Source organism: Ruminococcus sp. SR1/5 (genome assembly GCF_000209835.1).
Taxonomy (GTDB): Bacteria; Bacillota; Clostridia; order Lachnospirales; family Lachnospiraceae; genus Blautia_A; species Blautia_A fusiformis.
On record NC_021014.1, the window covers coordinates 1,292,414 to 1,316,058 of the forward strand.

Genomic DNA, 23,645 nt, shown 5'->3' on the forward strand with positions numbered 1-23,645 from the left:
TGATTATAGCACAGGTGTTTGGTGGGGGCAAGATGACGCGGACGGACGTGTGAGATTTGCAGCAGAAGTCCGGGTGCCGTCGTTTCGCCTGGTCATACTAAGCGTCTGAGGTGTCTCACGGAGCGGCCGGCCCATAACTCGCCATGTACGCTGATGCGTACCTGGCTCAGACAGATGGGCCTTACCCTGCGGCTTGTGGCCGCCGGGTACCTCTCCGTGAACCACCTCAGACGCTAAGTATGGACCAAGGCTCACTCCAAAGCACCCGGACTTCTGCTGCAAACCTCACACTGTGCGGTCATGGTGGGAGGGATAGAGTGGTCTGACGGGAGTTGGATGAGCCATCAGCGCTGCGCTGGATGGCTGGGAGGAAAGGCTGAGTTTCCTTGTGGTTTGCCGGGGAGGTTGTGAGCGTCGGCGCGTTGCTGGACGCTTGTAGTTTGGAAGCTTGAGATTCCTTGTGGTTTGGAGGGAGGTTGTGAATGTCGGTGCGTTGCTGGACGCTTGTAGTTTGGACGCTTGAGATTCTATGTGTTTGTTAGGGAGGTTGTGAGCGTCGGTGCGTTGCTGGACGCTGGAAGGTGGTGTCGAAATTTGGAGATGGGTTTTTGTGGTGTTGTGGTGGGATGTGTGGTATGATTTGTATATCTTATAAGATCTATCCATTTATTTGGTTTCTTTTTGCTTCAATGTCTGAAGCGTTTTTTCAAAAATATTTATAAAAACTGTATACAGGGTTTCTGAAGTGTTTGGTTGATGGTATAATTGTATATACCAGAAGGAGTATTGTTTGAGAGATAATACGATTTTTGATGATGTTTTTCGTACTATGATGGAGAAAATGACGTTTCTGGTCGTGCCTTTGATCAATGATGTTTTTCATACATCATACCCGGCTGATGTGGAGATTGTGCAACTGCGTAATGAGTATCAGCGGGTGGATGGTGAGATTATTACGGATTCGCGACTGTTGATCGGAAACAGGATTTATCATATAGAATGTCAGAGTACGGATGACACGACAATGGCTGTACGGATGATAGAGTATGATTTTGCAACTGCTGTTGAGTTTGCCAGAAAGCAGGGACGGAGGTATCGGATGGAGTTTCCACGTTCTTGTGTGTTGTATCTGAGGAATAGTAGGAATACGCCGGATTTTCTGGAAGTGGATGTGGTTTTTCCGGATGGGGGATGTCATTTGTACAGAGTGCCTGCCATTAAAGTAGAGAATTATACAAAAGATAAGATATTTGAAAAGAGTCTTCTTATGCTGCTTCCTTTTTATATCATGCGATATGAAAAAAGAGGGCATGAGATGAGTGAGAATCCACAACTTTTTCAGGAATTACTGAATGAATATGAAGTGATCCGGAGTAAACTGGAGGTAGAGATCACTGAATCTGGAAGGTCTGAACTGTTCAGTGATCTGATTGGACTGATAACTCGGATATCTGATCATATTTTCAGAAATGAGGAGAAAGTCCGGAAAGGAATAGGTGAGATTATGGGTGGACATGTTCTGGAACTGGAATCTGAGAAAAGGGCAAGACTGATGGCGGAAGCTAAGGAACAGGCTGAAGCACTGGGGCGAGAACAGGGAATGGCTCAGGGAATGGCTCAGGGAATGGCCCAGGGAATGGCTCAGGGAATAGCTCAGGGAATGGCCCAGGGGGAAGAACGACTTAGTGTTCTGATCAACAGGCTTATACTTGATAATCGTGGTAATGAGATTCAGAAGGTTGTTACAGATAAAGAAATGCGTGAAGCCATGTATAGAGAATATCAATTATAATAAGAAAAGATAAAGAGAATCCCCCACTGGTTTTGCTATCCATGGGGGATTCGTTGATTGATCTGAATCTTATAATACAGAATATCCGTAACTGCTGACAATAGCATCGATCTTCTGGCGGTTTTTGCACAGTGGGCAGTTGTCAGAGCGGTAGGAGTGATAGTCCGGGATGTCTCTGGCCTGAAAGATAGAGTGGACAGGGAGTGTGGCTACACTGTCTACACTGCTGTAGATGGCTGCCACGCCGCGGATCTTACCGCCATAGTACAGAACGCTTTCGATAGCTCGGTTCAATGTGGATCCGGTGGTGATGGAGCCATTTAGGATGAGGATGTTTTTTCCATTGATCATTGGTTCATAGTTGTCGCGGAAGATCATCTGCCCGGTGCTGTTGAACTCAGGGGTGATGACGTAGATGGTCTGGTGTGCGTTCATGGAAAGGACGCCGGCTTTGGTCAGTTCTTCGGCGAGATAAGCACCGATCACTTCAAGTCCGTCCATGCAGACGATGGTGTCTACCGGAATGGATGCTTCGTAATTTGCTGCGAGAGCGGATGCAATACGCTGTGCTTCAGCGCATCTGGATTTCATAGTAGTGAGATCCAGGTAGTGTGTGATATGGGATTGGGATGTTACGAAGTGTCCCGGAATCATTTTAAGCTGTATGCGGTTGTCAGTGCGTGCATAAATTTTTATGATGTTGTCCTGATCCATAATAAAAACCTCCTGTCGTGATCGTGTTTTACGTGGTTGTTCAGGAGAATTATCCTGAAGGATTACGAAACAGATTTATTTAACCGAATGCGGATTGCAAATATCCGATTAGCTGTGCATATTATACCATTAATTTCAAAAAAATGAAATAATATAATGCAAAATATATAAAAAATATTCAAAAAATCAAGCGTATTTGTTAAAAAATATCCAATATCATGAAAACTTTGACAATAGGATCATTACTATAGAGTGAAAGTACTTGTGAGTACGTAGTAAATTGGAAAGAGAGTGTCATATGTATTATTGCGTATAAAAAAGAGGAGGAGAATCCTTATGGATTCTCCTCCTGTGAGAGTGAGTCGATGTCAGCCTTCAATAGATACATATTTATCAGCTTCAATCTCTTCAGCTGCTTTTTTCGGAATAGAAAGTCTCAGAACACCGTTCTCAAATTTTGCATGGACATCTTCGTTTTTTACACCATTACCAACATAGAAGCTTCTGCTTGTGCTGCCGGCATAACGTTCACGGCGGATATAATTGCCTTTCTTGTCTTCCTCGTCTTTGTCAAGACCCTTGGCAGCAGAGATGGTAAGATAACCATCCTTCAGCTGTACCTGTACTTCATCTTTCTTAAATCCTGGAAGATCTACATCCAGCTCATAGCCTTTATCTGTTTCACGTACATCAGTTTTCATGATATTTTTTGCATGTTTGCCATAAAGAGGGTTCTTTCCGCTAAAGAAATTATCTCTGAATCCAAAATCATCCATCCAGTCATCAAATAAGTTTTCTCCAAATACACTCGGGAACATCATAAGTCATTTCTCCTTTCAAATTGAAAAGCCGTTCCGGTGGATCAAGAAATCCAACTGTTGCCGGTATATAGTTACCACTTCGGGTTATTCCGCAGTGGTGATCGTTTGGTTTTATTCTGAACATCTGGAAGTTCTTTTTTATCTTCTCCTTTGTTCTATATGTAATATAACACTTGTTGTTAGCAAAGTCAAGAGGCGAGTGCTAAAAAATTGTGAAGAATTTGTGTCCCGTAAAATGAAAAACTAATTTCCATCTTTAGCCCTTTATGTTCTTACGTTAAAAAGCGAATCGGACAAGGACTGAAAAGCTTATGCAGATTGAACATTCTGCAATGTTATAATAACTTTAAAGCATAGAAAAAACCAAAAAATTCAATATAATAAGGCATATAGACAAAATATATTAAAAAAATTTTTACGTACATTCTTCTGAGTTGAACAGACGATAGAAAGACAGTATTCATGAGTATGCAGGTAAAGCAAAATGTAAATGAAAAAGTACAGGAGGAGAGAATGATGCAGAAAAAATATGCAGATTTTAAGCTTGGGGTACCGGATTATGTAACAGTGGAAACAGAAGAGGAGAGACTTGTGTGCCAGGGAGGGCAGACGACAGTAGCTGCCGGTGCAACTACTGTGGAATTTCAGGACGCAGGTGAACATGAGGATATATTTGTCACATCCGAGGATGCAGTGAGATGTGTGAAGCTGAGATGGAACTATAAGATCCCGAAATCAGCCAGATTTCTGGGAGATGCCTGGGAACGTACCTATGGTGATGCGGAATGGCATGGAATGAGCGGAAACCGTTATCTGCCATGGTATTTTCTGGCGAAGCTTTCTGAGAAGGTTCTCTGCTTTGGCGTAAAGGTCCGTCCTTCTGCTATGTGCTGCTGGCAGGTGGATACCAAAGGAATTACTTTGTTTCTGGATGTTCGCTGCGGAAATACAGGAGTACAGCTGAAAGGAAGAAAGCTGTGTGCCGCACAGATCGTCTGCATGGAAGCAGAAGGAGCAGATACTTTTGAAACTGCACAGAAATTCTGTGAAAAAATGTGTACAGATCCGATCTTCCCAGAGTTTCCGGTATATGGAAGCAATAACTGGTATTATGCTTACGGTGACAGCTCCGAAGAGGAGATCTTAAGTGATACCGATTATATCCTGAAACTGACCGAAGGTGTAAAAAATCCTCCGTTCATGGTCATTGATGACTGCTGGCAGGAGCATCACCGCCTGGATGAATACAACGGTGGACCCTGGACAAAAGGCAATGCCAGATTTCCGGATATGAAAGGTCTTGCAGACAAGCTGGAGAAAAAAGGTGTCCGCCCGGGTATCTGGGTCCGTCTGCTTCTTAATGAAGATGAGAATATCCCGGATGAGTGGAGAATTTCCTATAATGACTGTCTCGATCCGTCCCACCCGGATGCACTGGAATATATCCGTAAAGATATCGAGAGAATCTGTGATTGGGGATACACGCTGATCAAGCATGATTTTTCTACCTTTGATCTCTTTGGAAAATGGGGATTTGAGGCGAATTTAAGAGACAATTCCATGGAGAAATGGCATTTTTATGATCAGACCAAAACCAGCGCAGAAATCGTAAAAATGCTTTATCAGGAGATTTATGATGCTTCCCGGAGCAACAACGCAGTGATCATCGGCTGCAATACCATCGGACATCTCGGCGCAGGCCTGATGCATCTGAATCGGACCGGTGACGATACCAGCGGACGTATCTGGGAGCGTACCAGACGAATGGGCGTAAATACGCTGGCATTCCGTCTTCCGCAGCACAATACGTTTTACCATATTGATGCAGACTGTGTCGGTATTTTCGGAATGATCCCATGGGAGAAAAATCGTCAGTGGGCAGACGTTCTTGCAAAGAGCGGTACACCACTGTTTGTATCCGCAAAACCTGGAGTTTTGAATCCGGAGGAATTTGAGGAGCTGCATCAGATCATGCTGCGTGCATCAGAACAGGAAGAGCATTTTGTTCCGCTTGACTGGGAAGAAATCGACTGCCCGGAGGTATGGGGAGAAAACGGCGAAACTATCACTTATGACTGGTTTGACAACGAAGGTCCGACCATGGATGCTACGGTGGAATACTATAATGCCAAGGTAGTTGTTCCGTAAATCAGGAAAAGTGGTTCAGCAATCCAGAAGATCCTCGGCATGATGATATTTTTCCCGGTATTCCCGTGGCGTCATGCCGGTTTCTTTTTTGAAGGCACGGGAAAAGGCAAATGGATTTTGATATCCGCAGGAGAACGCCACGCTGGAGACAGGGATATCCGTGATGGTCAGAAGCTCCCGGGCGTTGATGATCTTGGCTGAAGTCAGGAATGCTTGGGGTGTGGTTCCAAGATGTTTTTTAAAAAGTCCGTAAAGGTGGCTGCGGCTGATATGGAGATAGTCAGCAACATCTGTCACAGTGATATTCTGCAGCGGACTTTTTTTGATGTAATCAACAGCCTGTGTGATGTAAAAATTCTCATTGGATTCCATGGTCGTGTAGGAAGCATGAAATTCTTCCTCCAGCATGGCGATGATCCGGTAAAGACCACTCTGGATATAGGCTTCACTGGAGGGCGTCAGCTGCGGGTGAGCCATCATTTCAAGAATGGTTTCCTGATAGGGAAGAACCGAATTTAGCTGCTGGACCGGAGTTTCTTCAGTAAGATGACAGTGTTCACAAAGTATGGGAGCATTTTCTCCATTGAAACAGATCCAGATATAAGTCCAGGGATCAGAAGGCTCTGCTTTGTAGAGAGAGCTGGTCACAGGAGGAATGAAAAAGCACTGTCCGGCTTTCAAGGTATATTTCCGGTTGTTCATATAGAAATATCCCTGTCCGCTCAGCACAAAATGGATGGTGTAATATCGCCGGACACCAGGGCCGTAGGACTGTTCCGGTGTACATTTTTCCCAGCCGCAGGAAATAAGATGAAGTTCTTTTGATGAGGTCTGGCGGTTCAGAACCTGTTTGTTTTCTATGGGAGTTTCCTCCTTTCGATGCATGATTATAGATAATATCAGTTTAAAATATTTGATCTGAGGTGTAAAGAACAAAGATGAACTGATAGGACAAAAGACAGTTGCCGTGCGATAAACGTGTGGCAGCTGTTTTTCTGTTTTCTGCAAAAATTCAGACGTAATGCAGGCATTGTCTTGACACTTGTAAAAGAAAAAGGTTTACCACCAGGAAAAATATCGTTATAATAGGAGAAACGCAGTTTCTCTGCGGCAAAAATATAACGGTCCGGGAGATATCTGTGTCAGAAATATTGCTTATCCGGTGATATATCAGATGATATGAGGAATTTTCCGGTATGTAATAAGAAGGGAGAAAGATATGGCATATTTAGGTGAAGAGATCAAAAAACTTGGTTTTGGCCTTATGAGACTTCCGCAGAAATCAGAAGGTGTGATCGATGTGGAGCAGACCAAAGTCATGGTGGACAAATTTATGGAAGCCGGATTTACATATTTTGATACAGCATGGGCTTATGCAGGAAGCGAAGATGCTATCCGCGAAGCGCTGGTAGAGCGTTATCCGAGAAGAAAAATATCAGTTAGCCACCAAGATGGCAGCCTGGATCAACTGCAAGACAAGAGATGAAGCTCTTGCACAGTTTAAAACATCTCTGGAGAGAACAAAGGCAGGATATTTCGACTTTTATCTTCTCCACAATCTTGGAGAGCACAGAACAAAATATTTTGATGAGTACGGTTTATGGGACTGGATCCATGAACAGAAGGAAGCCGGTCTGATCAGACATGCAGGATTTTCGTTCCACTCCACACCGGAGGAGCTGGATGCACTTCTCACTGCACATCCGGAAATGGAATTTGTACAGCTGCAGATCAATTACGCAGACTGGGAAAATCCGGTGATCCAGTCAAGAGCCTGCTACGAGGTAGCCAGAAAACATGGAAAACCGGTCATTATCATGGAACCTGTAAAAGGCGGCATGCTTGCAACTCCGCCGGAAGCAGTGGAAAAGCTTCTGAAGGAAGCAGAGCCGGAAGCATCCACAGCATCCTGGGCGATCCGTTTTGCGGCAAATCTGGAAGGCGTGATCACCGTACTTTCCGGAATGAGCAATGTTGCACAGATGGAGGATAACCTTTCCTTTATGAAGGATTTCAATGGCCTTACTGACAGTGAGAAGGAGACTCTTGATAAGGCAAGAGAGGCTATGAGCAAAATTCCTCTGATCCCATGTACAACCTGTAACTACTGTGCAAAGGTCTGTCCGATGGAAATTGGAATTTCCGGTTCTTTTACAGCAATGAATTATCTGACATTGTACGGAAATAAAGCCGCCGCAGCGCATCAGGAAGACTGGCTGGTAGCCAGTCATGGCAGAAAGCGTGCAGATGAATGTATAAAATGCGGACAGTGTGAGGAAGTATGTCCGCAGCATATTTCCATCCGCGAGGAACTTGAGAAAGTAAGCGAGGCTTTTTGCAAATAAAGGAACTGATCCGGCAGGAAGCGGATCAGGGTAAGGAGAGAGTTTAAAAATGGAAAAATTCAAAGCATTTCTAAAACGGAAGGATATCGAGATCTCTCTGAAGAGATATGGTATCGATGCACTGGGAGCTATGGCACAGGGACTTTTCTGTTCCCTGCTGATCGGTACGATCATCAACACCATTGGCACACAGTTTCACATTCCGTTTCTGACTATGGCAGTTGCCACAGTCAATGATACCCAGTATACAGTAGGTTCTCTGGCATCTGCCATGAGCGGCCCTGCCATGGCAGTAGCCATCGGTTACGCCTTGCATTGCCCGCCGCTGGTATTGTTTTCGCTGATCACCGTTGGATTTGCCTCCAACGCACTTGGCGGAGCAGGCGGTCCTCTGGCTGTACTGTTTGTTGCCATTGTTGCAGCTGAGATCGGTAAGGCAGTTTCAAAGGAAACAAAGATCGATATCCTTGTAACGCCTCTTGTAACCATCGGTGTGGGCGTAGGTCTTTCCGCATGGTGGGCACCGGCTCTTGGAAAAGCTGCCATGAAGGTAGGAAGCGTGATCATGTGGGCAACAGATCTGCAGCCATTCTTTATGGGAATCTTGGTTTCTGTATTTGTTGGAATCGCACTAACGCTGCCGATCTCTTCTGCTGCGATCTGCGCGGCTCTGGGACTTACCGGACTGGCAGGCGGCGCTGCAGTAGCGGGCTGCTGTGCGCAGATGGTAGGTTTTGCGGTCATGTCCTTCAGGGAAAACAAATGGGGTGGTCTTGTCTCTCAGGGAATTGGAACTTCCATGCTCCAGATGGGGAATATTGTCAGAAATCCAAGGATCTGGATCGCTCCGATCGTAACATCTGCTATCACAGGACCTATTGCAACCTGCTTGTTCAGGCTTCAGATGAACGGAACTGCTGTATCCTCAGGAATGGGTACTTGCGGTTTTGTAGGTCAGATCGGTGTGTATACAGGATGGATGAATGATATTGCAGAAGGAACCAAGACAGCTGTTACAGCTATGGACTGGGCAGGACTTTTCCTGATCTCTTTTATTCTCCCGGCAGTTCTCTGCCCGTTGATCAATATGTTTGTACGTAAGCTCGGATGGGTGAAAGATGGAGATATGACGCTGTCATAAGCTATATCAGATCTTACTTTAAAATCAAAAAAGAGTATCACAGGAACTCATTGATAGTGATGAGCTTTGTGATACTCTTTTATTTTAACTTTTATGCTACATGTGATCCGGTGGCATTACTCCGTTCCAGTCCACAGGCCTTTGCATATTCATGGAGTTTCTCTTTTGCGGAATAATTCAGATTCTGAGGAACTTGGATCTGAATGGTTACATACTGATCACCGCGGACGGAAGGGTTCTTCATGGAAACAATGCCTTTTCCTCTCAGGCGGATCTTGGAACCGGACTGCATACCTTCCCTGATCTTACAGATAACATTTCCGTAAAGGGTGGGAACGGTGGCTTCACCGCCGAAAACAGCGGTTGTGTAAGGAATAGAAATGGTGGTATAAACATCCGATCCCTTTCGTTCATAGCCAGGACGTGTTCCTACGGTAACCTTCAGAAGAAGGTCACCAGGCTCACCGCCGCCGGTTCCGGGCATGCCTTTTCCTTTCAGACGGATACTCTTGCCGGTATCAATACCTGCCGGAATATGAATCTGAAGTGTCTGCGGTGCACCGGAGCTTCCGTCCGGACCGGACAGAGAGATCCTTTTATCTGCACCAAAAGCTGCCTCATCAAAGGTAACGTTGATGCTGGCCTTCACATCAGAGCCTTTTTGCGGAAAATCCTGTTGATGGAATCCGCCGAAGCCGTTGCCACTGTGAAAGCCACTTCCGCCAAATCCACTGTGAAAGCCGCCACCGTTACCGGTGAAATGCTCATATGTGCCATTGCTGCCGAAACCGCGGCTTTCGCCGTGACTGCCGTGGAACATATTTCCGAAGATATCACCAAAAATATCGTCCATATTTTCACCGTTAAAATGAAATTCCTGATAGCTGCCATTGCCGCCACCCTGGAATCCGCCGAATCCACCGGCACCTGCGCCGGCTCCAGGATCAGCTCCTGCTTCAAATGCGGCATGACCAAACTGATCATACATTTTTTCTTCTTTGGATCACTTAAGACATCGTAGGCTTCGTTTACTTCTTTAAATTTATCTGCGGCATCTGCATTACCGGCGTTTGTATCCGGATGATATTTTTTGGCCAGTTTACGATAGGCTTTTTTATTGTTTTTTCATCTGCGTTCCGGTCAATGCCCAGAACATCGTAATAATCTCTTTTTACTGCCATGGTATTCACCTTCCCTTATATTATAGTCTGCAGCGTCCCGGATGATTGATCTGTCCTCTCAGAGGACAGATCTCCCGGACTGTCATATATTGAACGTATGCGTATAAAATTCCCCGGGAAAAATCCCGGGGGCATTACTTTTATCTTGTTCTACATGTAATATAACACTACTAATTAAAAGTGTCAATACCTGCATTGTGGAAAAGAACATTTTGGACTGCAATAAGAGATGTGATTCTTACAGCTATCAGCTGAAAATATGATATAATACTACCATAAATTCCGGTGCGGTCTGCTCAGTAAATAAAAAACAGAGAGAGCCGCAGATCAGAGAAAGATCCAAAAAAGAAAAGGAGGCGTATAATATGAGAAAAAGAACTCTTCTGTCCCATATAAAGGCAGTAAAAAGGCTGGTACTTCTGACACTTATACTGGCAGCAGCTTTTCCGGCGACGATCCGGGAGGCAAAGGCAGCAGCAGGAACCACTTTTAAAGTCAAAGTCACAGATGGATACCTGGCTCTCCGGAGTGAGAAGGCTTTTGACAAAGGCAATGAGATCGGACAGCTGAATACAGGAGATCTTGTGGAAGTTACAAATCGGAAGGACGCTACCTACTGGTATGCATACGTGCCAAGACTGGATAAATCCGGATATCTGGACAAAAACTATATCCAGATAGTAGAGAACGCCACAGCTTCCAACGATTCCTGGACAGTAAAGGTAAAAAAGGCTATCTGGCTCTTCGAAGTACCGCAGCTTACAATGACAGTAACGAGATCGGACGTCTGAATACCGGAGATGTCGTTCTTGTAAAGGACAGCAGTGATTCTACTTACTGGTACGTATATGCTCCGGGGCTTGATAAATCCGGATATGTGGATAACCGGTATATTTACAACAGTGGTCTGTGGACAGTTAAAGTAGAAACTGGTTATCTTGCCCTTCGCAATAAGGCAGCCTATAATGAAAGCAATGAGATCGGACAGCTGAATACCGGTGACACGGTTCAGGTGAAGGACACCAGCAACGATCAGTACTGGTATGTATATGTTCCGCAGCTGGATAAGACCGGTTATGTTGACAGGAACTATCTTACCGGAGGCTCAGGTACGACAACTCCATCCATGACTGTTAAAGTGGAAAGCGGCTATCTGGCTCTGCGCAGTACAAAGGCGTATGACAAGGACAATGAGATCGCCCAGCTGAATAACGGAGATACGGTAGAAGTCATTGAGAAGAAAGACAGTACTTACTGGTATGTATATGTTCCGAAGCTTGGAAAAGAAGGATATGTAGATAAGAACTACCTTAAATAAAAAGATAAAGGATGCTTGTTGCCGGATCTGCCTGAAGAGGAACAGAAAGCCGGAACAAGAAACGGGGAGGCAGAAAGATGACTCTGGCACAGCTCAGATATACCATAGCAATTGCAAAAGCCGGATCTATGAACGAGGCAGCAAAAAGCCTTTATATTTCTCAGCCCAGTCTTTCCACGGCAATCCGGGAGCTGGAAGCAGAAACCGGTGTTGAGATCTTCCGAAGAACGAACCGAGGAATCGCCGTAACGCCTGCAGGCGAAGAATTTCTGGGGTATGCAAGGCAGGTGGTGGAACAGTACGAACTGATGGAAGCCAAATATATTTCCAAGGAACAGTCACGCAAAAAATTCAGTGTTTCCATGCAGCATTATACCTTTGCAGTTAATGCCTTTGTGGAGCTGGTAAAGCAATTCGGCATGGATGAGTACGAATTTGCGGTCCACGAGACCAAGACGCATCAGGTCATCGAGGATGTCCGTAATTTCAAGAGTGAGATCGGGATCCTCTACGTAAATGATTTTAACCGTAAGGTACTTACAAAAATGTTTCACGAGTATGGTCTGGAGTTTCACGAACTTCTCAACTGTCGGATCTACGTTTATATGTGGAAGGGGCATCCTCTGGCGAAGCGTGAGAAGATCACGCTGGAAGAACTGAAGGAATATCCGTGTCTGTCCTTTGAACAGGGAGGAAATAACTCTTTTTATTTTGCTGAGGAGGTTTTGAGCACCTATGAATACAAACGGCTGATCAAAGCCGATGACAGGGCTACTATGCTGAACCTGATGGTAGGACTGAATGGATATACCTTATGCTCCGGTATTATCTGTGAGGATCTTAATGGTTCCGATTACTGTGCTGTGAAGCTGGATTCCGATGAGATCATGACAATCGGTTATGTTGCCAGAAAGGGTGTTAACATCAGTGCCCTTGGGAAAAAATATCTGGAGGAGATTTCTAGATATAAGGATAAAGCACTGAAATAAGAGAAAATAAAATCTGACAGATCACTGCCGGAGAAGACGGGAAAAGCTTCTGGTATTTATGATACCGGAGGGTTGTTTCCCTGTGTATTCTCAGATACGTAGCGATGCGTATCATGCAGGAATCTGTCAGATCTTTATTTACATTAAAAGTTTTTGGCAGTGGAAATTTTATTCTGCAAGCCGATCACACACGGATCACAAAACCATCTTTACGCGGTTTGGCTGTTGGATACTCACAGTCACGGTATCCAAGAACACAGTGGCCCACGCCGATATATTCCTCCGGAACACCCCACTGCTTCTTCAGCTCTTTTCCTTCCTCGGAGTCAAAAACTTCTCTTGCACGGTGAATCCAGCAGGAGTCCACGCCGAGAGCATGTGCGGCATTCATGAGATTTCCCATCACAAGACTTCCGTTTTCCACACAGGTGCCCATTTTGCTGTCGGAAAAGACAATGATCACAGTTGGGGCGCCGTAGAACGGATCTGAGGTGCTGCCCATAACAGCTGCGTTCATTTTGGAAAGCCTTGCAACCAGCTCCGGATCCTGTGTCACTACCATAAGAGTGCTCTGCTGTCCCATGCCGCTGGGGGAATATTCTCCCGCCTCCAGGATCGTATCCAGAGTTTCTTTCGGAACAAGCTCTTTTTTGTAGGCGCGGATGCTTCTGCGTTCTAACAGGTTTTTGATGCTTTCATTCATGATCATTACCTCCTGATGTTAAATTTTGTTGAAAATATTTTCTGCAAAAGAAAGTAAATTTCTTTTTATTCTGATAAAAACCATTATAACGCAGATGATTATAGTTTCCAATAGATAGAAGGATATAACTTTACAATTTATAAAGAAATATTATATAATCTGGTTATGATATTCCTGCGGCGGATGCGGGAGAATTTCGGGTGGAGATACAGAGACAGAATAGTTAAGACAGAAAATATGAGGTGCCAGATGGAAAAGATTCGGAAACATTTTTATTTTTCAGGAAGAGTACAGGGAGTAGGCTTTCGTTACCGCTCCTATTATATTGCACAGTCCATGGGACTGACCGGCTGGGTACGGAATCTCTGGGATGATCGTGTGGAAATGGAAGTACAGGGAACCAGAGAAGAAATCCGGGAGATGGTAGAACGCCTTTCTCAGCAGAGCTTTGTGGAGATCGAGGGGATTGAAGCAAGGGAAATCCCACTGGAGGAGGAGTTTGGCTTTCATGTGAGAGAATAGTGAAATAGCCGGTTCATTCCAGCTCCAGTGCCAGATACAACAGAACAGCGTCCCGGAATTTTCGGGGATTGAGACCACATTTTTTATAAATGTGGTTTAATTTATATTGAAGAGTATTTTTGTGGAGAAAAAGCTTCTCTGCGGCATCAGCCAGAGACATTTCCAGGGAAAAATAAGTTCACAGAAGGTTCTTTTCATCCGGGGACAGCTGATAACCAAACAGCAGAACAGTTATTTGGCTGCAGAGCTGCGCAGAAAATATCCGCCTGACACGTAAATGAACATTTCACGTTTCCGGTACACGGAATGATAGAACGGAGAGTACGGATATCAGCTTTACATAAAAATCATACAGGAGGAAAATAAAATGAAGGTAGTAACAGCGATCGATTCTTTTAAGGGCAGTATGACATCCATGGAGGCAGGTTTTGCAGCTGCTGAAGGTATCCATCGTGTGGATGCGGACGCAGAAGTTCAGGTAAGACCACTGGCAGACGGTGGAGAGGGAACCGTGGAAGCCCTTGTCGCAGGAATGAACGGAAAAACAGAGCACGTAAAGGTTACGGGGCCTCTTGGCGAGCCGGTGATCTGTGAGTATGGCATCATCGAAAGCACAAAGACCGCAGTGATCGAAATGGCTGGTGCAGCAGGGATCACGCAGGTGCCGGACGAAAAAAGAAATCCTCTTTATACCACAACCTACGGTGTCGGTGAGGTGATCAAGGACGCCATCGAAAAAGGCTGCCGCAGATTTATTGTGGGTATCGGCGGAAGCGCCACCAATGACGGTGGTGTGGGAATGCTTCAGGCACTTGGCTATGCATTTCTGGATAAAGACGGAAAGCAGGTCCTTCCGGGAGCAAGAGGCCTGAAAGACATCACAGAGATCACAGATGCCTATGTGATCCCGGAGCTTGCAGAATGTAAATTTCGTGTTGCCTGCGATGTCACAAATCCTCTTTGCGGAGAGCTTGGATGCAGTGCCATCTACGGACCGCAGAAGGGTGCTACACCGGAGATGATCCAGGACATGGATCAGTGGCTGGGTGCTTACGCAGAGCTTGCAAAGGAGCGTTTTCCGAAAGCAGATGCAAAGTATCCGGGAACAGGTGCTGCCGGCGGAATGGGATTTGCATTCCTGACCTTTACCGATGCAGTTCTGGAATCCGGGATCAACATCGTGCTGGATGAGACAAAACTTGAGGACTACATCAAAGACGCGGATCTTGTGATCACAGGTGAGGGACGTATGGATGGACAGACAGCCATGGGAAAAGCGCCGGTAGGTGTTGCAAAGCTTGCAAAGAAATATGGCAAAAAAGTGATCGCCTTTGCAGGTGCCGTACAGCGTGACGCAAGAGCCTGCAACGATGCAGGGATTGATGCCTTTTTCCCGATCCTCCGCGGAGTGGTAACTCTGGAGGAGGCCATGAAAAATGAGAATGCCAAGCAGAATCTGGCAGATACTGCAGAGCAGGTTATCAGACTGATGAAATAAATAAAAGGCATATGATCCGTAAATTTCAGGATTCCTGCAGAAATACAGAGCGTGAGTGTCTGATCTGCTGTAAGAATAAATTTGGTGAAAGACGTTGAGAAGACATTGGATGATAATACAAAAAGACAGGCCACCTCAGAAGCCTGTCTTTTTTGTGGTTTATAATTTGTAAAAATAAGGGAGCTGTAACCGGATTAAATCAATTTATGGGGATTTCAGTCTTATCCTTCGATCGGCTCAAAATCCACAGCGCCATGCTTGCACAGCGGGCAGATGATATCTTCCGGAAGTTCATCGCCTTCATAGATGTATCCGCAGACTTTGCATACCCAGCCTTTTTTGCCTTCGGTCTGTGGCTTTGGCTTTACATGTTTCTGGTAGTAGGTGTAAGTCATGGTATCCTGATCGCTCATGACACGGGCCTCTGTGACGCTGCAGATGAACATTCCGTGAGTGCCGAGATCCACATAGTTTTCTACATTCAGGGACATGAAAGCATTGATATATTTGTCCAGGAATACCAGGCCGTTGTCGGAGTGGTTTACTTTCTGTCCGGCAAATTTATCGGTGTTTCTGCCGGACTGGAAGCCGAACTGCTCAAAAACAGAGAACGGAGCATCTGTGGACAGGCAGTTTACGTTCATGATACCGGTCTGCTGGATCACGTGGTGAGAGTAGTTTGCCTTGTTGATGTTGACAGCCACGCGATATGGGTTGTCGGTAAGCTGTGTAACGGTATTGACGATCAGACCGTTGTCCTTTTTGCCATCGTTGGAGGTTACCACATAGAGGCCGTAACCGATGCGGAACAGAGCAGTCATATCATTCTTGTTGGCAAGATCATCGCTTTTTGCAATGTATTCCTGGCAGAGCTCATCAGCCATAGCTTCCATCTGCCTGCGGTTTTCTTCATTTACTGCAGACATGATCTTAACTGTGGTATTCAGCCAGCTGATCTTTTTGCATTTGGAAAGCATTTCTTTCATAACCTTCGCTGCCAGCGGTGCCCAGGTTCCGTTTTCAATCAGTCCTACCGTGCGGTTCTGGAAGTTGTGCTCTGTCAGACGGGTAATAAAGTCGTTCATAAACGGATAGATGCCTGCATTATATGTGGTGGTTGCGAGAACCAGCTTGGAGTAACGGAAAGCATCGCTCAGTGCCTGGGACATATCGTCTCTTGCAAGATCATAGACAACAACGTTTGGACATCCTTTGCTGCGGAATTTATCGGCCAACTGCTGAACGGCCATTTTTGTATGACCGTATACAGAAGTGTAGGCGATCACGATTCCGTCATCCTCCGGTGTGTAGGAAGACCAGGTATCATAGAGGCTAATATAATGTCCAAGATCTTCAGTAAGAACCGGTCCGTGGAGTGGGCAGATGGTCTGGATATCCAGAGCTGCGGCTACTTTCAGAAGATTCTGCACCTGCACACCATATTTTCCAACGATGCCGATATAGTATCTTCTTGCCTCATCGTCCCATGGTTCCTCTGCATCCAGGGCGCCGAATTTTCCGAAGCCGTCTGCGGAAAAAAGAACCTTTTCTGTGCTGTCATAAGTGACCATAACCTCCGGCCAGTGAACCATCGGTGCAAATACAAAAGTCAGATCGTGTTTTCCAAGGGAAAGGGTTCCGCCGTTATCTACGATGATCTGATGACCTTCCAGATCCAGGTCAAAGAAGTTCTGCATCATGGCGAAGGCTTTTTTGTTGGAAACAACGATGGTGTCCGGATAAGCCTTCAGGAAGTTTGCGATGTTGGCTGCGTGATCCGGTTCCATATGCTGTACGATCAGATAATCCGGTTTCCGGTCGCCCAGAACTTTCTGGATATTATCAAGCCATTCGTGAGTAAAATTTGCATCTACCGTATCCATAACCGCAATTTTTTCGTCCAGGATCACATAGGAGTTGTAGGACATGCCGTTCGGCACTTTGTACTGGCCCTCAAAAAGGTCAACCTGATGATCATTAACGCCTACATATTTGATGGTATCTGTGATTTTCATGAGCGATTCCTCTTTTCTTTCTATGGTGGATTTATTTATATGCTTCAGTGATTTGTTTGTTTCTTAACTTTGATAAAAATATAACAGAAATTGATGGCAAAAACTGTTGCAAATACAACAAAACAGGAAAAATTTCCAGACTTTACATTTTTTTCGTGCTGGTATAAAATCAGAAACATGCAGCAAAATAAAATGCGGATAGTTGCTTTGAGAGTCCTCTTACATAGTCTTGTATACAAAGAGGAAAGTACAGATATGCGGAAGAGTATTTTGCCGGTGGGAGGAAAATTTATGGAGCATATCACTTTATTTACGGATATTTTGCCCGAAGAACAGGAAAGAATGCGTGTCTGCTTTAAAGTCCGGGAGAAAGTTTTTCAGAATGGAGAAACCATCATGGAATATTCCAGCTCCATGAAAAAGATCGGTCTGATCCAGGAGGGAAGAGCAGTTCTCTACTGCTGTGACGAGGATGGAAATGAGTATGTCATCGATGAACTGAATAGGGACAGTGTATTTGGCGAACCGTTTCTGCTTCCGTCAGATTCCCAGCATTATTATGTATGTGCTACTACCGTGACGAAGGTGCTGTTTATTGATTATGAGCATGTGATCAAGCGCTGTGAAAATGCCTGTCATCATCACAGCCAGATGGTCAGTAATCTTCTGCAGATGACAGCCCTCCGTTCCAGGCAGCAGACGGATCGGATATACATGCTTTCACGATCCTCCACCAGAAAGAAGCTGATAGCCTATCTGCATTCTCTGGCTGCGGAAAAAAATGCCGGGAAATTCAAGCTGCCCATGTCCTATACCGCACTGGCCCAGTACTTAAGTGTGGACCGTAGTGCCATGATGCGGGAGATCAAAAATCTTTCGGATGAGGGTGTGATCCGAAGAAACGGACGGAATGTGGAGCTGCTTAAATAGAGGAGAAGATCATCATGAATGTTACAGTAAGAAAATACGAAGAAAAAGATCTTCCGGATCTGATCCGGATATGGAATGAGGTTGTAGAAGACGGTGTGGCTTTTCCACAGGAAGAATGCCTTAACGAAGAGACAGGAAAAGCTTTTTTTTCAGAACAGACCTATACAGCTGCAGCAGTAGATGCGGAAAGCGGAAAAGTTTACGGACTTTACATTCTTCATCCGAATAATATCGGAAGATGCGGTCATATCTGTAACGCCAGCTATGCGGTAAGCAGAGATTCCAGAGGACTTCACATAGGAGAAAAGCTGGTATCCGACTGTCTGACCCGGGGAAAAGAGCATGGTTTTGGTGTCCTGCAGTTTAATGCGGTTGTGGCCTGCAATGTTCCTGCAAGAAATCTTTATGAGAGACTTGGATTTACCCAGCTTGGCGTGATCCCGAAGGGGTTCCGTATGAAGGATGGACATTATGAGGATATCTGTCCGTATTATCATGAACTGTAAGAGAATTTTGAAAGGATTTTTAAATGAAAAATCTTCAGATCACTGCATACATGCAGCATTTTATACGGCAGCAGGTCATGCCGGGAGACATCTGTATCGATGCAACAATGGGAAATGGCAATGACACGGCTCTGTTAAGCCAGCTTGCAGGAAAAAGGGGACGGGTTCTGGCTTTTGACATTCAGAAGCAGGCACTGGAACATACGAAGGAGCGACTGAAAAGAGATAACTGTCCGGAAAATTATCAGCTTCTTCTGGAGTCTCATGAGAATATGGATGTTTATGCAGAAGAAGAAACCGTGTCCTGCATCACCTTTAATCTGGGATATCTTCCCGGCGGAGACCATTCGGTGGCGACCAGAGCAGACAGCAGCAAAAGAGCGGTAGAAAGCGGACTTAAGCTTCTGAAAAAAGGCGGACTTATGACACTTTGCATTTACAGTGGCGGGGATACGGGATATCAGGAACGGGATGAGATGCTTGCGTTTATCCGTCAGCTGGATCCTCATAAATATCTGGTGATCCTGTCGGAATATGCAAACCGGCCTAATGATCCGCCCATACCGGTGCTGATCATCAAACTGCAATGAATACATAAATCGGTTACTGTCCGAAATACAGGACACAGAGCCCGGAGGGAGCTATCATGAATGATTACATATATTATTATCTGCTTGCAGTCAATATCCTGGCCTTTGTGCTTTTCGGAGTTGACAAGCAGAAAGCCCGTCGTAATAAATGGCGGATCCCGGAGAAGACCTTGATCTTAAGTGCTGTCATCGGTGGCAGCGTCGGGGCGATCCTTGGCATGAGATTTTTTCACCACAAAACCCGAAAAGCCAGATTTGCAATTGGTGTACCGGTGATACTGCTGGTGCAGATTGGTGTGGTGTGCCTGGTACAGTGGGTGATGAAGTAAAACTATGAAGGCAATAACTATAAATGCAATAACCATAAATACAATACCTGTCTGAAAAAAATAAGACAGCTGTCACAGGACAGAGGAGAGACCAATACTCCACGCCTGGGGCAGCTGTTATTTTTTTCATAAAAGGATGCTCAAAAAATTCCTTCTTGACAAATACTTTTATGATGATATAATTTGATAATCAAAATATTTTAAGATAAAAGATAATTCAGAGAACAGCAGTACAGATTTATACAGACTGATTTAAGACAGATATCATGGAGAAAAATATGACAGGTAAAATATGTGGAACCGGTTCGTGGGCACCGGACAGAGTGTGGGATAACAACGATCTGGCAAAGATGGTGGAAACCAGTGATCAGTGGATTCGGGAAAGAACCGGTGTGGTACAGAGACATATTGCAAAAGAGGACGAAGATACTGTGACGATGGCAGCGGGGGCAGCATTAAAAGCTCTGGAAGACGCAGAAATGAAGGCAGAAGAAATCGATCTGATCCTTGTGGCAACCATTTCTCCAACAGAGATCATGCCCTGTGTGGCATGTGGGGTGCAGGAGCGGCTCGGAGCGGAAAAGGCTACCTGCTTTGATCTGAACGGCGCCTGCACAGGATCTCTTCTGGCACTGAACACTGCGCAGGCATACCTGGCCCAGGGAATATATAGGAATGCCCTTGTGATCGGAGCGGAAAAACTATCCGGTTTAACGGACTGGACAGATCGTGGCACCTGCATTCTTTTCGGGGATGGTGCGGGAGCAGTCGTGCTGAGAGCAGAAGAGGGTGGAAGCTATGCACAGGTAACCCATTCCATTGGAAAAAAAGGCGGTGCACTTACCTTACAGAGCAGAAATCAGATCCGTTATGAAAATGATCCGAAGGCAAAGGAAACTTACATACAGATGAACGGAAAGGAAGTGTTCAGCTTTGCCGTGAGCAAGGTACCGGAGGCTGTGAAGGAGCTTCTTTCCCGAGAGCAGGTTTCCTGTGAAGATATCAGTTATTATCTTCTCCACCAGGCAAATGAGCGGATCATCCGTTCCGCAGCAAGGCGGCTGGGCGAAGACATTTCCAAGTTCCCTATGAATATGGACAGATACGGCAATACTTCTTCCGCAAGTCTTCTTATCCTCCTGGATGAGATGAAAAAAAGTGGAAAACTGCAGCGGGGTGACAGAATGGTCCTTGCAGGCTTCGGCGGCGGACTGACGTACGGAGCAAGCCTGATCGAGTATTAAAGCCCCTGTTAATGAATTGTTAAAATAAGGCTATGTAGTGAATGCGGATGTTTTTATCCGCTTGATCCAAATAAACCGCGGATGCTTTTATCCGCTTGATTTAATTTTCCGGAGGTAAAAGATGAAAACAAGAGTTACAGAATTACTTGGTATTGAATATCCCATCATCCAGGGCGGTATGGCCTGGGTGGCAGATCATCACATTGCGGCAGCAGTATCCGAGGCAGGCGGCCTGGGACTGATCGCAGCGGCAAACGCACCGGCAGAGTGGGTGCGTGAGCAGATCCGTGAGGCGAAAAAACTGACAGATAAGACTTTTGGTGTAAACATCATGCTGATGAGTCCAAGTGCCGATGAGGTTGCGAAGATCGTAGTAGAAGAAGGGATCAAGGTAGTAACAACCGGCGCCGGAAGCCCGGAAAAATACATGGAAGCATGGAAAGCAGCCGGAGTAAAGGTGATCCCGGTTGTTGCATCTGTAGCTCTTGCAAGAAGAATGGAGCGCTGTGGCGCAGATGCAGTGGTAGCAGAGGGAACCGAGTCTGGCGGACATATCGGTGAGACAACCACTATGGCGCTGGTACCGCAGGTCGTGGATGCAGTAAAGATCCCGGTAATTGCAGCAGGTGGAATTGCAGACGGTCGTGGGATCGCGGCAGCCTTCATGCTGGGTGCAGAAGCCGTACAGATGGGAACCCGATTTGTGGCAACAGAGGAATGTCACGTACATGAGAATTACAAACAATTCCTTCTGAAAGCTAGGGATATCGACACAAGAGTAACCGGCCGTACCACAGGTCATCCAGTCCGTACCTTAAGAAACCCTATGACAAAGGAATATCTGGAGAAAGAAGCTGCAGGTGCATCCTTTGAAGAACTGGAAATGCTGACACTTGGTGGCCTCAGGAAGGCTGTTGTTGACGGCGATGTAAAAACCGGAAGCGTTATGTCCGGACAGATCGCAGGTATGGTAAAGGATGTACCGACCTGTAAGGAGCTGATGGCAAGACTGATCAGAGAGACAAAAGAGACTGTAAAGAAAAACAGTTTTCTTGTGGAGGAATAATAAATGGGAAAAACAGCATTCATCTTTCCGGGCCAGGGTGCACAGAAGGCCGGAATGGGAAAAGATTTTTATGAGAAATACGATACAGCAAAGGATGTTTTCGCCTCTGCCGGTGAGTGGCTGGATCTGGATATGAAAGCACTTTGCTTTGAAGAAAATGACAGGCTTGACCTGACTGAATATACACAGGCTGCACTGGTCACTACCTGTCTTGCCATGGAGAAGGTGGTAGAGGAGATGGGACTTCATCCAGATGTAACTGCAGGATTAAGCCTTGGCGAGTACTGCGCTATTGAAGCTGCCGGCGGCATGGAGCTGAAGGATGCTGTTACTACCGTGAGAAAAAGGGGAATCCTTATGGAGCAGGCAGTTCCGGCAGGTAAGGGAAGCATGGCAGCAGTTATGGGAATGGAGACAGAGAAGATCGAGGAAGTGCTTGCAGACATTGCAGATGTAAGCATTGCAAACTACAACTGTCCCGGCCAGATCGTGATCACAGGCCTTGCGGAGGCAGTTGCGGAAGCCTCTGAAAAGCTGAAGGCAGCCGGAGGAAGAAGAGTGATCCCGTTAAATGTCAGCGGACCGTTCCACTCCGCAATGCTTGCCACTGCAGGAAAAGAACTGGGAAAGGTTCTGGAGGGTGTCACACTTCATGAACTTAAAATCCCGTATGTGACAAACGTGACCGCAGAGTATGTGGAAGATCCGGCGGAAACAAAAGCACTTCTGGAAAAACAGATTTCTTCTTCCGTGCGTTGGCAGCAGAGTGTGGAAAATATGATCCGTCAGGGAGTAGATACATTTATTGAGATCGGACCGGGAAGAACCCTTGCCGGATTTATGAGAAAGATCGACAGAAATGTAAAAGTATATAACATCCAGACCGTAGAAGATGCAGAGAAGGTCTGCCAGGAACTGGTATAAATATTGGAAAAAAGATAAAGAATCAAAAATAAAGCAGGCATAGTGCAGCAGACAGAAATGCCAGGTAACAAATGCGGATCACGGATGACCGCATAACATCAGAAAGGAATTCATATGTCAGAGAAAAAAATCGCAGTTGTAACAGGCGGTGCACGTGGGATCGGGAAAGCCATCGCCCTGGAGCTTGCAAAAGCAGGAAACCTTGTAGTGATCAATTATAACGGCTCAGAAGAAAAAGCCCGGGAAACAAAAGCAGAGATCGAGGCAGCCGGCGGCCAGGCAGATATCCTGCAGTGCAATGTGGCAGATTTTGATGCATGTGAAGCTTTTTTCAAAGCTGTTGCAGAGAAATACGGACGTGTTGATATCCTGGTAAATAATGCCGGAGTTACGAAGGACGGACTTCTCATGAAAATGAGTGAGGAAGATTTTTCCAGAGTTGTTGACATCAATCTGAAAGGAACCTTCAACTGCATCCGTCATGTGTCCAGAATGATGCTGAAGCAGAGAAGCGGCCGGATCATCAGCCTTTCATCGGTGGTAGGCCTTCGTGGAAATGCTGGACAGGCCAATTATGCGGCATCCAAAGCCGGGATCATCGGTCTTACAAAATCCGCTGCAAAGGAGCTGGCATCCAGAGGGATCACGGTCAACGCCATTGCACCGGGATTTATCAAAACAGACATGACGGACGTGCTTTCTGACAAAGTAAAAGAAAATATTGCGGCATCTATCCCCATGGGAAGCATGGGAACAACAGAAGACGTGGCAAAGGCAGCTGCATTTCTGGCATCAGACGGTGCACGTTACATCACAGGACAGGTACTTCGCGTAGACGGCGGAATGGCAATGTAAAGAAGGCTCCCCGG

Annotated in this window: 22 protein-coding genes and 2 pseudogenes; 17 read left to right on the forward strand and 7 right to left on the reverse strand. The window is 45.7% G+C overall.

All coding sequences use genetic code 11. The features are described from left to right. Positions 1–790: 790 nt before the first annotated feature. Positions 791–1,792 carry a FliH/SctL family protein gene (locus CK1_RS06700; RefSeq protein WP_092073574.1) on the forward strand — a complete coding sequence of 334 codons (1,002 nt, stop codon included), beginning with the start codon at positions 791–793 and terminating at the stop codon, positions 1,790–1,792. 69 nt (positions 1,793–1,861) lie between these two features. Here the strand turns inward: CK1_RS06700 and CK1_RS06705 are convergent, their stop codons facing one another. Together CK1_RS06705 and CK1_RS06710 are read right to left on the reverse strand one after the other, a co-directional pair. Next, positions 1,862–2,506: a type I phosphoribosyltransferase gene (locus CK1_RS06705; RefSeq protein WP_015525517.1), complete on the reverse strand. Its 645-nt coding sequence runs from the start codon at positions 2,504–2,506 to the stop codon at positions 1,862–1,864. A gap of 368 nt (positions 2,507–2,874) precedes the next feature. After that, entirely contained in the window at positions 2,875–3,327 is a 453-nt protein-coding gene (locus tag CK1_RS06710) for an Hsp20/alpha crystallin family protein (RefSeq protein ID WP_015525518.1), read from the reverse strand. Between the two features lie 513 nt (positions 3,328–3,840). Here CK1_RS06710 and CK1_RS06715 point away from each other — a divergent pair. Then, positions 3,841–5,475, forward strand: a complete 1,635-nt coding sequence (locus CK1_RS06715) for a glycoside hydrolase family 36 protein (RefSeq protein WP_161209176.1) — start codon at positions 3,841–3,843, stop codon at positions 5,473–5,475. Between the two features lie 15 nt (positions 5,476–5,490). Here CK1_RS06715 and CK1_RS06720 read toward each other — a convergent pair whose 3' ends face one another. Next, positions 5,491–6,360, reverse strand: a complete 870-nt coding sequence (locus CK1_RS06720) for an AraC family transcriptional regulator (protein ID WP_015525520.1) — start codon at positions 6,358–6,360, stop codon at positions 5,491–5,493. A gap of 334 nt (positions 6,361–6,694) precedes the next feature. On the opposite strand from CK1_RS06720, the pseudogene CK1_RS06725 reads away from it, so the two are divergent. Beyond that, positions 6,695–7,820: pseudogene (locus CK1_RS06725) on the forward strand (aldo/keto reductase). A 49-nt stretch (positions 7,821–7,869) separates the two neighbouring features. Beyond that, positions 7,870–8,961 (forward strand): PTS sugar transporter subunit IIC, encoded by a 1,092-nt coding sequence (locus tag CK1_RS06730; protein ID WP_015525523.1) that lies wholly within the window; start codon positions 7,870–7,872, stop codon positions 8,959–8,961. Positions 8,962–9,052: 91 nt separating this feature from the next. On the opposite strand, the pseudogene CK1_RS18805 reads toward CK1_RS06730, so the two are convergent. Next, positions 9,053–10,142, reverse strand: a pseudogene (locus CK1_RS18805) (DnaJ C-terminal domain-containing protein). A 365-nt stretch (positions 10,143–10,507) separates the two neighbouring features. Between CK1_RS18805 and CK1_RS06740 the strand changes: the two are divergent. From CK1_RS06740 to CK1_RS06750, 3 genes are all read left to right on the forward strand, one after another. After that, complete coding sequence (locus CK1_RS06740) at positions 10,508–10,933, forward strand: SH3 domain-containing protein (RefSeq protein ID WP_015525526.1); 426 nt, start codon at positions 10,508–10,510, stop codon at positions 10,931–10,933. A gap of 86 nt (positions 10,934–11,019) precedes the next feature. Continuing rightward, a complete protein-coding gene (locus tag CK1_RS06745) occupies positions 11,020–11,460 on the forward strand; it encodes an SH3 domain-containing protein (RefSeq protein WP_306288818.1) in 441 nt (146 codons plus the stop codon). 77 nt (positions 11,461–11,537) lie between these two features. Further along, positions 11,538–12,449, forward strand: a complete 912-nt coding sequence (locus CK1_RS06750) for a LysR family transcriptional regulator (protein ID WP_015525527.1) — start codon at positions 11,538–11,540, stop codon at positions 12,447–12,449. A 184-nt stretch (positions 12,450–12,633) separates the two neighbouring features. On the opposite strand, the gene CK1_RS06755 is transcribed toward CK1_RS06750, so the two are convergent. Then, a complete protein-coding gene (locus CK1_RS06755; protein ID WP_015525528.1) occupies positions 12,634–13,152 on the reverse strand; it encodes a nitroreductase family protein in 519 nt (172 codons plus the stop codon). Between the two features lie 249 nt (positions 13,153–13,401). On the opposite strand from CK1_RS06755, the gene CK1_RS06760 reads away from it, so the two are divergent. Continuing rightward, positions 13,402–13,674, forward strand: a complete 273-nt coding sequence (locus CK1_RS06760) for an acylphosphatase (protein WP_015525529.1) — start codon at positions 13,402–13,404, stop codon at positions 13,672–13,674. A 13-nt stretch (positions 13,675–13,687) separates the two neighbouring features. On the opposite strand, the gene CK1_RS06765 is transcribed toward CK1_RS06760, so the two are convergent. Continuing rightward, on the reverse strand, positions 13,688–13,840 hold the full coding sequence (locus tag CK1_RS06765; RefSeq protein WP_255363779.1) for a helix-turn-helix domain-containing protein: 153 nt from the start codon (positions 13,838–13,840) through the stop codon (positions 13,688–13,690). Between the two features lie 201 nt (positions 13,841–14,041). Here CK1_RS06765 and CK1_RS06770 point away from each other — a divergent pair, with 201 nt between their 5' ends. After that, positions 14,042–15,172, forward strand: a complete 1,131-nt coding sequence (locus CK1_RS06770; protein ID WP_015525530.1) for a glycerate kinase family protein — start codon at positions 14,042–14,044, stop codon at positions 15,170–15,172. A 221-nt stretch (positions 15,173–15,393) separates the two neighbouring features. Here CK1_RS06770 and CK1_RS06775 read toward each other — a convergent pair whose 3' ends face one another. Next, a complete protein-coding gene (locus CK1_RS06775) occupies positions 15,394–17,187 on the reverse strand; it encodes a flavin reductase (protein WP_015525532.1) in 1,794 nt (597 codons plus the stop codon). Positions 17,188–17,478: 291 nt separating this feature from the next. On the opposite strand from CK1_RS06775, the gene CK1_RS06780 reads away from it, so the two are divergent. The 8 genes from CK1_RS06780 (at position 17,479) to fabG (ending at position 23,631) form a co-directional block, all read left to right on the forward strand. Next, on the forward strand, positions 17,479–18,117 hold the full coding sequence (locus CK1_RS06780; protein WP_022427177.1) for a Crp/Fnr family transcriptional regulator: 639 nt from the start codon (positions 17,479–17,481) through the stop codon (positions 18,115–18,117). Between the two features lie 14 nt (positions 18,118–18,131). Next, complete coding sequence (locus tag CK1_RS06785) at positions 18,132–18,623, forward strand: GNAT family N-acetyltransferase (RefSeq protein WP_015525534.1); 492 nt, start codon at positions 18,132–18,134, stop codon at positions 18,621–18,623. A 23-nt stretch (positions 18,624–18,646) separates the two neighbouring features. Beyond that, on the forward strand, positions 18,647–19,213 hold the full coding sequence (gene mnmM / locus CK1_RS06790) for a tRNA 5-(aminomethyl)-2-thiouridylate-methyltransferase MnmM (RefSeq protein ID WP_015525535.1): 567 nt from the start codon (positions 18,647–18,649) through the stop codon (positions 19,211–19,213). A gap of 56 nt (positions 19,214–19,269) precedes the next feature. After that, on the forward strand, positions 19,270–19,542 hold the full coding sequence (locus CK1_RS06795) for a DUF1294 domain-containing protein (protein ID WP_015525536.1): 273 nt from the start codon (positions 19,270–19,272) through the stop codon (positions 19,540–19,542). Positions 19,543–19,820: 278 nt separating this feature from the next. Beyond that, a complete protein-coding gene (locus CK1_RS06800; protein ID WP_015525537.1) occupies positions 19,821–20,786 on the forward strand; it encodes a beta-ketoacyl-ACP synthase III in 966 nt (321 codons plus the stop codon). Between the two features lie 121 nt (positions 20,787–20,907). Then, positions 20,908–21,852, forward strand: coding sequence for an enoyl-[acyl-carrier-protein] reductase FabK (fabK, locus tag CK1_RS06805; protein ID WP_015525538.1), 945 nt, complete (start codon positions 20,908–20,910; stop codon positions 21,850–21,852). A gap of 3 nt (positions 21,853–21,855) precedes the next feature. Continuing rightward, positions 21,856–22,776, forward strand: a complete 921-nt coding sequence (gene fabD / locus CK1_RS06810) for an ACP S-malonyltransferase (RefSeq protein WP_015525539.1) — start codon at positions 21,856–21,858, stop codon at positions 22,774–22,776. A 114-nt stretch (positions 22,777–22,890) separates the two neighbouring features. Next, a complete protein-coding gene (fabG, locus tag CK1_RS06815; RefSeq protein ID WP_015525540.1) occupies positions 22,891–23,631 on the forward strand; it encodes a 3-oxoacyl-[acyl-carrier-protein] reductase in 741 nt (246 codons plus the stop codon). The last annotated feature ends 14 nt before the right edge of the window (positions 23,632–23,645 follow it).